General features: G+C 46.2%; 1 pseudogene. It reads right to left on the bottom strand.

Going from position 1 to position 260, the window contains the following annotated elements:
- Positions 1-260: pseudogene (locus VRK28_RS11630) on the bottom strand (flagellin); the annotation flags it as partial.

Raw genomic sequence — 260 nt, forward strand, 5'->3', positions numbered from 1 at the left:
ATAGTCGTTGCACCGAAGCTTGAGAAGCCAACACTTGCTTGTGCTAAACCAGAATCGACACCACTAATACCGGCAGCAAGGCTAGACATCGCCTTACCTGTTACAGCAGTTGCAACTTGAGCAATACCTGACATAGTAAAGCCACCGTTTGCAGACATACCATTAGCACCATTCGTCGTTGCGCCTACATCTTTCATACTGAAACCAATCGTTTGGATAGCATCTGCGCCAACTTGGAATTTAGCATCGTATGAACCATC

Source organism: Pseudoalteromonas sp. P80D2 (assembly GCF_036680945.1).
GTDB lineage: Bacteria > Pseudomonadota > Gammaproteobacteria > Enterobacterales > Alteromonadaceae > Pseudoalteromonas > Pseudoalteromonas shioyasakiensis.